Consider the following 9,958-nt stretch of genomic DNA (forward strand, 5'->3'; position numbering starts at 1 on the left):
GCGTCGTACATCGCCCCGTGCCCCCGACGATGTTCGGCCGTGAGGGTCAATTCGACCAGAGACGTCACCGGCCCATCGGCACACAGCACCGCGTCTGTCAGCTCGAAAAGCGCATCCCCCCGGGAGTAGAGGCAGTCGTAGAACTCGACACGAAAGTGGGACAGGACACCCAACGCGGCGTCAGCAAACTGTTCAGCGGCGAGACTCTTCACCAGCGGCCGTTCCTTCACGCGACGTTGCTCGACACCTCGAAGCGTGAAGAACGGCCGCCTCGCTGTCCCGGGAAAAGACCAAGGTCAGCAGGTCGGGTGATCCAGCGAGGATAAACGCCAAGCTTAGGAGCGGGGTTGGGCGATCAGGGGCCTGACTTGCAAGTTCCCTGCCTCGGGTAGAGGCTGGCCGTACCGCCCTGACGAACCCCGGTTCCCCGTGAGTCCCCGTACGTTCTGGCACGAGAGTGGCACGGACAGCCGACTCTGCGCTGTTACGGCGATGACGTCGCCGCTCTACGCCGAGCGAGCCGACGCCGCGCCACGAGGAGATTGCCCAAGATCATGGCCGCTGCTCCTGCAACGACCCAGCCGATGGATCCTCCGTGGCGGTGGGCTCTGAGTCCGACTGCCAACAATGTTGCGCCTACTGCCAGGGCTATCAGGTCGCGGAGGATGTACTTCCGTCTCGTGACCTTCGAAAGGTTGACCACGCTTGATCATGACAGGTGAACACGCTTGCTGCTAGGGCGAATTGCCTTCCACGACTTACGCTTTGGACACGCGGTCGGCGAGGTCTCAATGGGCGAGTCAAGTGGTACACGGTCTTGAAAACCGTCGTGGCAGCGATGTCACCGTAGGTTCAAATCCCACACCCACCGCGCAGGTCAGAGGCTATCTGGGTCAGAAGGGGTGCCACTCTCCGGAGCGGCACCCCCTCGGCGTGACCGTGTCTCACCCTGATTCGCCGGTATCCCGCCCTTGACCAGCATGTGCGGCCAACCTGCGGCCAGGGTTTACGGCCCCTGCGTCGAACCGGATGCACCGCTGGGAAGGTCGTCATCGTGGGTGTCGGCTATGAGTTCGGCGAGGGTGAAGTGGGCCTCGTAGTTCGACCATCGGTTTTCGACGCGCACGACGTAGCTGCGCTCGGACACGCGGAAGACCTGTCTTCTCTCTCGGCGGCGCCCTGCTTCGGTGAAGGCTTCTGCAACGGTGTCGATGAGCCGCAGCATCACGGCAAGGGCTTGCGCCTCGGTCCCTTCCAGTTCCTTGTCGATGTTGTACCGGAAGGCTTCCGCCTCACCGTGAGCCTTCACGATGGCCCATCGGGGCATGGTGTTCTCCAGTCCGTGAGACGACATGAGCCGCGAAGTCACGTAGCCCCGTCGCGCAGTGGGCCCGAATCCGGCTTCGGGCTCGGTGATCTTGGCGCGGGGAGACTATCGGAGGGGGAACGGCTGGATGCCTGTGTTCTGGATCTTTACAGGGTGAAGTTCCCCCTGTGACCTGGACAGCCTGATACTGGGACGGATGGTCCCGGAGGAAGCAGTCCCAGGTAGTGAGCAAAAGAGCAATACGAGTAGAGGTACACGGCCAAGTTCAAGCGGGACGCGGTAGCGCTGGCGCTGTCCTCGGACAAGACCGTCACCGAGGTCGCCCGGGACCTGGGCGTCAGTCCGGAGGGACTTCGGGGCTAGGTGAAGCAGGCGAAGATCGGCCGGGGTGAGTGCCGGCCGCGGGCCTGACGACTGCGGAGCGTGAGGAGCTGGTTCGGCTGCGGCGGAAGGTTCGCGAGCAGGAGGCCACGATCGAGGGTCCGGGAAAAGCGACCGCCTTCTTCGCGCAGGACAAGATCCGATAGGCACCGCCGCACGGTGTCGCTTCATCGACGCGGCGAAGGCGTCCGAGGCCAACCCAGCAGGCCACGGCGTTGCGTTTCTGTGCCGTGCGCTGGACGTGCCACGCTCGACCTACTGTGCGCACCGGGCCGCCGCGTCGGCGCGCCGGGCTGCGCGGCGCCGGGAAGAAGACCTGGTGGCCGAGATCAGGGTGCTTCACGCGAGGATCGCGCGGCGCTTACGGAGCCGGCTCGATGACGTCGGCCCAGACCAGATCGCCCCACGGGTTTCCCTCTACGCCGAGGCGTTTCGCGACGACATCATCGAGGAACTTCGCGTGAGCCACCTCAACCGCTTCGCCCGGCCACCACAACGAGTCGCACTCGGTGCACAGCGAGAAGCGTGCACCATCGGTCTTGAAGCGGTACGTGTGGACCCAGTCCTGTCCGCAGCGCGGACAGACTTGATTGGCTGGCATGACTTGCACGGTATCCCAGCGGGGGCGCACGCCCGCCACCTGTGGTGGTGGGACGCTGGGCGGTGTGCAGGGCGTCCTCCTGCCTTCATCGGTGGCTCATTATCAGGCTTGGATCGGCTGCCGTTCTCGGGGAATGCCGGTGAACCGGACTGAATGAGACAGAAACTGAGGCGGTCCGTCTGACGGTCGTTGTCAGTGGCCACACCTAGTCTCCGATCATGAGCATGATCGGTGAGTACCTGCGTGTCACGGCTGCTGAGCTCGATCGAGCGATCCGAGATCCCGACTGGGCTCTGAACTTCGTCGAAGAGGTCCAGGACGCCGAGGAGGAGACGGAGCCTGCGTCGGCGGAAGCGCGCCACTTCAGTACATACAAAACCTGGGACATGCTCCGCTTCCTGCTGGCGCGTGCAGGGTTCCCCGTGAACGTGATTTACGGCGAGGAGCCGTTCGCCGAGGATGAGGACTGGGGCTACGGGCCTCCCAGGTACCTGCGGCCTGAGCGGGTCCGGCTCGCGGCGGAAGCTCTGCGGGCTACCAGCTATGACCAGCTCGTGAGTGGTATGGATCCTGCCGAACTGACCAGCGCCGACGTGTATCCCCTCGGATGGAGCGAGCCTGGGGCACTGGAGTGGGGTCGTCACTGGTACGACGGCCTCGCTGAGTTCTTGAAGGCCGCTGCCGGAGCGGACGATGCGGTGCTCGTCTGGTTGGACTGATAGGCGGATGCAACGGTGAGACCTCAGCCTGGGAAGCTCAGTGCGTTCAGGGTGTGCTCGCGGCCTGACCTGTGGCGGAGGGACGTTGACGTCCAGTAGTCGGTCGATCGGTTCCCCGCCGTTCCGCGTGATCCACCGCATCATCGGGCAAGGGCCACTCATCGTCGCATCTCTCCACGACCAGGCCTACGGAGCCTTCTTCGAGTCCGTTGCGCTCCTCCAGATGGAGATGAGCGCCATCCGGTGGGCCGTCCTGGACTTGGGCGAGGAGATGGCCGGTCTGAGGCTTCAGTCCGGCAGCGTTGTTCACTGTCACGTTCTTCGCTCGGCTTCCTGAAGTCCGAGGCTTCACGCAGCTTCTGAGAAGATCACCGCCATGACCATCTCGTTGCGCATCGACCGCATCCTCGGTGACCGTCCCTTCGCCGAGGTCGGTGATCCCGTCCTCGCCATCCACGACGAGGACCGCGGCCTGCTGGCAGTGGCAGGCACGCACGTGGCAGTGGCGGGCGCGCGCGAGTTCGGCAGTACTGCGCCGGTTGGTGTCTATGGCATCGATGATCTGACCTGTCGAGCGCTTCTCCGTGCGCGCTATCCCGTGCACGCCATGGCGTTCCACCCCAGGCTCCCTCTTCTTGTGGTCGGTACGGGCGACCACGACGGCGGCTACTTCTTCGAAGGGGAACTGCTCCTTCTGGACCTGGAGACAGGCAGCGCCACGTCGCTTATCGAGCACGAGCTCGGCCGTCAAGTCCTGGGCTTGGAATGGCATAGCGAACAGGAACTACGGGTGGTCATGGCACCGCCTGACGACTGGCAGGACAAAGACGCGTGGAGCGAAGGGCACGTCGCGGTGGTGCATCGGCCCGACTGGAGGGTCGTACCACCCCGGTCGATCACCGGATATGAACTGGCTGGACCACGGGGAGCGGTCCTGCGAACCGACCGTCGGGAGGATGCCCGCCAGACGGTCTCCGGTCTGAGTACGGAGTGGGACCCGCGACGCAACGTCCGCGCGGTCGAGGAATTGTCCGACGGCAGGATCGTGGCGACGCTCGATGGGATCCAGTTGGAGTCCTGGCTTCCTTCGGGGCAACGACAGTGGGCTGTCCGCGACGATGGTGGTGGCGGCCGTGACATTGTCATCGACGCAGATGAACGATCGGCCTGGGTTGGTCTGGTGCGGCCACCGTGGGAGGAGCGTGCTCAGGCCGTGGTCCGGCTCGCGCTCCAGGACGGGGCACAATTCGACGAACTCACTCCTGCCGGCGCGGTGTCCCTGGTGCGATGTGCTGACGGACTGCCCGCCCTTGCACCCGCTGGGCGGAACGGGGAGCGGAGCAGATTGCGCATTCGGCGTGGTAACCGGATCTATTTTCGGGACACCGTTTTTTCCACGAAGGGCAGGCAGCAGCCTGGACCGGGTGAAGCCTGGCTTGCGGCAGCGGACCTGGGCTCCGTACCGGTTGCCGAGCGTCCGCGTGAGCCGAGGCAGGCGGAGGTCGACCATTTGTGTCCGTACTCCTGGAAGCCAGGTGAGACACACTTCGCCGGCCCCGGCGTGGAGACCGCCGATGGTGACCTGCTTTATGCCGGCACTGTCTACCACCGCCACGGGTTGCAGCCCGGCGGCTCGTTCGTCGTGCGGCGCATGGTGGCCGGTGAAGAGCCCACGTGGGTCTTTCGGACAGACCGGAAAGCCACGGACCTCGACCATGACATGGAGACCGTCTACGTCACGTACGACGATGGCGAGATCGTCGGACTCGATCTCCGTGACGGCGACGTCCGCTGGCGTCGGCACCTGGCTGTTGCCGGAGTACCCGTCGTGGCGACCGCGCTGAAGGTTACCGGACGCGGCCGACTGATCATCGGCACCACCGACGGGCGGCTCCTGGACTGCTCGGCCGTATAGGAAATGCCGATGCGGTGCAGGCACGCTGCGAGCATGACCGACCGAAGTGGCCCTCACGTTGTCGATCGAGGGAATGGAGTGACGTAGTGAGAGGCCGACTCTGCTGATGCTGTCTTCCTCTGCGTGAGAGCGTCGCTGGCGAGAGTCAGGCGCGTGTCCAAGTCGCGGAGCTCGTGGATCTCGGTTCTCTGCTCGGCGGTGGTCTTTTTGAGTTTGGTGACGGCTTCTCTGAGTCGTTTCTCCGTTTCCGGGATTGCTCGCCACACAGGTTGCGGACCTCGATGGGTGCGCCTCCCGCTCACGTGATGACTCTGGTGGTTCCATCGGTCACCGCACTCACGTGAGGGGTCATCGACGGAGCAGCGCTGGGTGCAGGGGCCGTACTCCAGCATCGCGTACTCGAGGACCATCGGTGCGGTGGGCACAGTCTTTCCGACTGTGGTGGCGGTCGTGAGCTACTCGGTCGGGGCCGTTCATCTGCGTTCATGGGCGGCTGGTCGTCTGGGTGACTGCCGCCTCTGGTCTCCTCTGAACGGTGGTGAACGGCGCTGAATGAGATTGAGACGGAGCCCGACGGACGGGAGACGTGTCGGACCCGTGGTGCATGATCACGAGCATGGGATATGAGTTGCACATGACGCGAGCCTCGCATTGGCTGGACAGCGAGGAATGCCCCATCACGCATGACGAGTGGATCGAGTTCGCCTATGGCGGTGCGGCACTCCGGGAAGAGGGCTCCCTTGATCTGCCGAGCGTGGGCCGGCAGCCGTTGTTCAGGTGGGGCGAGCCGGGCAGCGTCGCGGTCGGGTTCCACTGGTTCGAGGGACGAGTAACCTTGTCCGGCGCCCACGCACCGGGTGCGGACCTCATCGGCCTGGCCGACCTTGCAGCGGAGCTGTCGGCGAATCTGATCGGTGACGACGGTGAGCAGTACTTTGACTCCGGTCGCCCGTAGCGATGGTGAGCGCTGAGTTTGGACGTGTCGCAAGGCCCCCGGTCCGCCAAGGCCGGGGGTCTTCGCCTTGGTCAGGGGGACACGATTTGAATCTGTGGCCTCATCCCTGTCAGGTCGATCGTGCAGGATCTGCGGCGGAGGTCAACCCGCCGCATACCTCGACTCGCTGTCCGCTGCCATCCTTGGCGCAGCGCTGGCATTCGCCACTGTGGGTGTCAGGCGTCGAGGTCAGCCCCCAACCGACGACCTTGACTCATGCATGATCTCCGGGCTCTTGCGACCTGCTGCTGTCGGGGCGCCCCCGGACGGCCAGTAACGGCCCTGCGGAGCACTCATCGACTCTTGCTCTCAGTCGTGTCCGCCTTCCTCTCGTAGGCCGCCAGTTCCTCGGCGTTTCCCACATAGGCCAGGCCACGTCCTGGTGGTAGTCGCTCGATCAAGCCACCAAAGATCGCAATCACCAGCAGGAGATCATCCGCGATGGCTAGAGCAGTGGCGGTCCGGCTGCTCGGCCGTTCCTTGGGCGAGCCGATCGACGGACCAGGCAGGTGGCAATGACTCGCGGCCGATCCGGCCCGGATCGCCACGCCGTGCCGGATGAAAACGCATCGACGACGGGCGCCCCAGGCCGAACACCTCAACCGCGCCGGCCGGACCCGCGACTCTCTCACTCGCCCCCCCGTCGGCCAGACGAGCGGCTGGACCGGCCTGCCGCACGCGCGGGGGAAGATGGTGGCGGAATGACGGAACGCGAAGACAGGGACTTCCATGGCGAGGCAGGTTCACCAACCCCGTGAGGATGCTGAGTTCGACTTCATCCTCAAGGTCAGCACAGTCCCGGTCCTCGCGTACTTCACCGGAACATGGCCCAAGGCAGTCGAGGCCTGCCGGGCGATGGACCTCGTGGTGGGCGGCACCGCCGACGAGTACACGGGCCGCCTAGCGGCTGTCCGCATCGACATCACGCGCTGTCCGTCCGCAACCAAGCGATACGGGATCACCGCGGCGCCGTCCTGCATCCTGCTGAAGGAGGGAGAGGCGGTGGCGCTCGGGACAGGGCCTATGACCAGCGCCGAAGTACGGCAGCTCCTGGACAGCTACCTCTGAGCGGCCTCCGCGCCTGGCTCCATTCTCAGATCTGGTTCTGCGCGGTGTCGTGGAGGGGCAGTTTGCGCAGGCCGGTGGCGCGACCTCCTCGGACGCGTTTCTCGGCTCTCGCCCGCTAGCGGTGGCGCAGTTCGAGGGCGGCGGTCGCCGCGTGGGTGGTGTTGGTGGCGTAGCAGGTCAGCCGTAGTCCGCTGGCGTCGGTGAAGCGCAACTGGGCGCCGGAGCACGAGCGTTCTTCGCGGACGATCAGCCGCATGCCCTTCGGCCAGCCCTTGCGCATGTCACCATCAGAAGGTCCTCTCAGAATCCATGCCCGAACCGCTGGCTGCCTACGGCGTCCCTACGCCGCAGGCAGCCCAGTCACGCGCTCCAGCGAGAAGCCCCGTCACCTGAACCAGGGCCAGGGCCTGGCCGATGGAGTCATCGCGGTGTGACGGCGGGCGAGTGTGCCGGTGCCACCGCGCCCCCAGCGGCGCCGGTGAGGTGCTGGGCCGGGTGAACCGGGGTGCCCGAGCTCGTGACACCGCGGTTGCCGTGGGCCGGCACGCCCGGAGCGGCGACGACGCGACGCTCGGCCGCCGCCGCGGCGGCCGCCAGTACCAGACCGGCGGCCAGCCAGATGACCAGGGACCAGATGCGCTCGCCGAAACCCGCCGAATCGAAGTAGAGCAGGCTGCGCGCGCCCTCGACGAAACCGGCGCCGTTCCAGAAGGAGTGCAGTGCGCCGAAGAAGCCTCTTTGCAGCGCCGGCTGCAGGATGCCTCCGGAGCTGGTGAAGTTGACCATCACGAACAGCACCATCATGGCCAGCGTCCCCCAGCGCTTCAGGAAGAATTGCAAGGCGAGACCGACGGTGAGAATGCCCGCCGAGTACAGCCAAGCCATGGCCCACACGGCGATCCGGTCGTGGTCAATCACGTTGAAGACGGGGCCGGCCAGCACAATCCCGATCACGCTCACCAGCAGTGAGGCCCCGATTCCCAATGCAACCCGGGTCCACATCCGGAAGGTGGCGCTGAATGCACTCAGGGCGACAGCGAAACCGTTCGAGCCGATACTCAGCGCGACCAGCAGGAAGAAGAGTCCTTGGCCGGTGACGTCGCCGCTGGAGAGGCGGGTCAGGTCAGTGACGCGCAGCGGTGTCTGTTGCTTGTCGGCCACGACCTTGAACAGGGCTTCCGCGACGGTGGCAGAGCTGTCGGAGTTGGCCTTGGCCACCAGCAGTTCCGGGGTTTTCGCCTTGGGCACATAAGCGCCTACCAGGTCCCGGTCCAGTATCCTGCGCTCCGCTTCGGCCCGGTTCGGCACGGTGGTGACATCCACCGCGTCACCGCCCCTGTCCTTGATCGTCTGGGCCAGCACCTGTTGGCTCGACGAGGTGCCGACGACGGCGACCTTCAGCCCGTGCACGTGGGGTGCGTGGAATGCGCCGATGTAGGCCAGGCCCATACCCAGACACATCAACGCCGGAGTCAGCATGTGAAGCAGGAAATGGTGGGTGTCGTGACGTCCGAGGCTCGTCGGCGGTCGCCTGGTCAGACGGTGGGTACTCAATCCGGGCTCCCATCGAAGTAGACATGGGGGTAAATGATCGCGCTCATGGTCACTCGGCATCTGTCGCCCTCGCTGTCTCCACAGCGCCAGGCGATTGCCGGTGGACAATTGTCTTCTCAATGGACATTAACCCGAAAAGACAACGGTCGGTACGAGCGATAACAGAACGCCGGTGTGACCGCAGTGGTCACACCCAGGTCGCCGACGGTGCCGATGTCACCGACTGGCGCACTCACTCCCCCGCGCCCACCGCTTCGCACCCGTGTAAACGACGCATCAAATGTGCGGGAGCCTGGAACAGTTCCCCGCACTGGGGGTTTGCCGCAAAAATTGCACCCACTTGCCTTCTGGAAAGAAGTTTCCCCTCATTTTGATTTCATATCGGACGAGCAGGATGATATCGAAGAGTCCTCTGACAATCGAGTCACCCTTCATCGATTTCGGCAGTCCGGCTTCACCACGCGCGATACGGTCATCGGAAGCGTCGAATCACCATTGCGATTCTTCGCGGCCTCAACTTGCCCTACCGTCCAAGCTCTCACCGCCAGCGAGTACCGTCTGCCATCCCCGCCGCAAGCCCGACTCCCTTTTCGCCGACCGTGGCTACAACCACGAATCATCTAACGCGATCAGATCCGCGCCCGCGTCATCGTGCCCGCCATCGCCCGCCGTCGCACCCTGCACGGCACGGGACTGGGCGCCTACCGCTGGGTGATGGAGAGAAGTTTTGCGTCGCCGCACGGCTTCCGACGTCTACGCATCCACTGGAAGCGGCGAGTTGACATCCACGAAGCGTTCCTCAAACTCGCCTGCTGCCTCATCACCGACGGATTCGCCTCCCGTGTTAGCTGTTGTCAGTAGGCTGCAGATATGACTGAGCCAGCGGCCGGCAGGCCCGGGCCTCGCAAGCCGCGAGAACTGCGTGATGTCTACGAGTTCCTGGACCAGGTGCGACTCCGCCCGGGGATGTGGGTTCGCCGCGGCTCTCTTCAGCATCTGGACTCCATGCTTGTCGCCTACGCAGTAGCCTGCGAGATCGACGACAACGATGGGGTTTCGCCTTCTGGAACGGCGGCCCCTTCTCCCAGTGGCTGTGGAGGCGGATGACCATGGCGTACTCCAGCCACCTGGGCTGGGCCGTCGAAATCGAACGGGCAGCCGAGTCGGCGGGTATGCCGCCGCTGGAGATGTTCTTTCCCCTCTTGGACGAGTTCCGCGCTGAGCGAGGTGCTGGCGCCGAACGCCTCAGTGTGGGTGACGTTCGTCTACGCCCGGACCGGTGCATCCGCTTCCGCCGCTTCCGCGAGCTAGTGCCGCATCAGGCAACGTTCGCCCTGTCGACGACGGCGCGTAGGTGCCGGTCGTCGGCATGGCGGTTTCGCCAGATGATGTAGCGGCG

At 64.9% G+C, this 9,958-nt stretch carries 10 protein-coding genes, 1 tRNA gene and 4 pseudogenes; 7 read left to right on the plus strand and 8 right to left on the minus strand.

Features of this window, described 5'->3' with window-relative positions:
* Positions 1-173, minus strand: a 173-nt coding sequence (locus ACWCQK_RS41150; protein ID WP_451164289.1) for a transposase, incomplete at its 3' end; no start/stop codon positions are given.
* A gap of 620 nt (positions 174-793) precedes the next feature.
* On the opposite strand from ACWCQK_RS41150, the gene ACWCQK_RS41155 reads away from it, so the two are divergent.
* Positions 794-868, plus strand: a tRNA-OTHER gene (locus ACWCQK_RS41155).
* Positions 869-1,006: 138 nt separating this feature from the next.
* Here ACWCQK_RS41155 and ACWCQK_RS41160 read toward each other — a convergent pair.
* Positions 1,007-1,327 (minus strand): hypothetical protein, encoded by a 321-nt coding sequence (locus ACWCQK_RS41160; RefSeq protein ID WP_451164275.1) that lies wholly within the window; start codon positions 1,325-1,327, stop codon positions 1,007-1,009.
* 261 nt (positions 1,328-1,588) lie between these two features.
* On the opposite strand from ACWCQK_RS41160, the pseudogene ACWCQK_RS41165 reads away from it, so the two are divergent.
* Positions 1,589-1,690, plus strand: a pseudogene (locus ACWCQK_RS41165) (transposase); the annotation flags it as partial.
* Between the two features lie 379 nt (positions 1,691-2,069).
* On the opposite strand, the gene ACWCQK_RS41170 reads toward ACWCQK_RS41165, so the two are convergent.
* Positions 2,070-2,309, minus strand: a complete 240-nt coding sequence (locus ACWCQK_RS41170; protein ID WP_451164277.1) for a hypothetical protein — start codon at positions 2,307-2,309, stop codon at positions 2,070-2,072.
* Positions 2,310-2,527: 218 nt separating this feature from the next.
* On the opposite strand from ACWCQK_RS41170, the gene ACWCQK_RS41175 reads away from it, so the two are divergent.
* Entirely contained in the window at positions 2,528-3,028 is a 501-nt protein-coding gene (locus tag ACWCQK_RS41175) for a YfbM family protein (RefSeq protein ID WP_451164279.1), read from the plus strand.
* 46 nt (positions 3,029-3,074) lie between these two features.
* Here ACWCQK_RS41175 and ACWCQK_RS41180 read toward each other — a convergent pair whose 3' ends face one another.
* Positions 3,075-3,524 carry an Imm32 family immunity protein gene (locus ACWCQK_RS41180; RefSeq protein ID WP_451164291.1) on the minus strand — a complete coding sequence of 150 codons (450 nt, stop codon included), beginning with the start codon at positions 3,522-3,524 and terminating at the stop codon, positions 3,075-3,077.
* Here ACWCQK_RS41180 and ACWCQK_RS41185 point away from each other — a divergent pair.
* Complete coding sequence (locus ACWCQK_RS41185; RefSeq protein WP_451164293.1) at positions 3,405-4,943, plus strand: PQQ-binding-like beta-propeller repeat protein; 1,539 nt, start codon at positions 3,405-3,407, stop codon at positions 4,941-4,943. The genes ACWCQK_RS41180 and ACWCQK_RS41185 overlap by 120 nt on opposite strands.
* 616 nt (positions 4,944-5,559) lie before the next feature.
* On the plus strand, positions 5,560-5,898 hold the full coding sequence (locus ACWCQK_RS41190) for a hypothetical protein (protein WP_451164281.1): 339 nt from the start codon (positions 5,560-5,562) through the stop codon (positions 5,896-5,898).
* 332 nt (positions 5,899-6,230) lie between these two features.
* On the opposite strand, the gene ACWCQK_RS41195 is transcribed toward ACWCQK_RS41190, so the two are convergent.
* Positions 6,231-6,485, minus strand: a complete 255-nt coding sequence (locus ACWCQK_RS41195; RefSeq protein WP_451164283.1) for a hypothetical protein — start codon at positions 6,483-6,485, stop codon at positions 6,231-6,233.
* A gap of 181 nt (positions 6,486-6,666) precedes the next feature.
* Between ACWCQK_RS41195 and ACWCQK_RS41200 the strand changes: the two genes are divergently transcribed.
* Positions 6,667-7,005, plus strand: coding sequence for a thioredoxin family protein (locus ACWCQK_RS41200; protein WP_451164285.1), 339 nt, complete (start codon positions 6,667-6,669; stop codon positions 7,003-7,005).
* A 28-nt stretch (positions 7,006-7,033) separates the two neighbouring features.
* On the opposite strand, the pseudogene ACWCQK_RS41205 reads toward ACWCQK_RS41200, so the two are convergent.
* Positions 7,034-7,282, minus strand: a pseudogene (locus ACWCQK_RS41205) (IS1380 family transposase); the annotation flags it as partial.
* Between the two features lie 143 nt (positions 7,283-7,425).
* The gene (locus ACWCQK_RS41210; RefSeq protein WP_451164287.1) at positions 7,426-8,484 is read right to left on the minus strand and encodes a hypothetical protein; all 1,059 of its coding nucleotides are present in this window, start codon (positions 8,482-8,484) and stop codon (positions 7,426-7,428) included.
* A gap of 637 nt (positions 8,485-9,121) precedes the next feature.
* Between ACWCQK_RS41210 and ACWCQK_RS41215 the strand changes: the two are divergent.
* Positions 9,122-9,420, plus strand: a pseudogene (locus ACWCQK_RS41215) (transposase); the annotation flags it as partial.
* Between the two features lie 457 nt (positions 9,421-9,877).
* Here ACWCQK_RS41215 and ACWCQK_RS41220 read toward each other — a convergent pair.
* Positions 9,878-9,958 (minus strand): annotated as a pseudogene (locus ACWCQK_RS41220) (transposase); the annotation flags it as partial.

Source organism: Streptomyces sp. NPDC002306 (assembly GCF_053593435.1).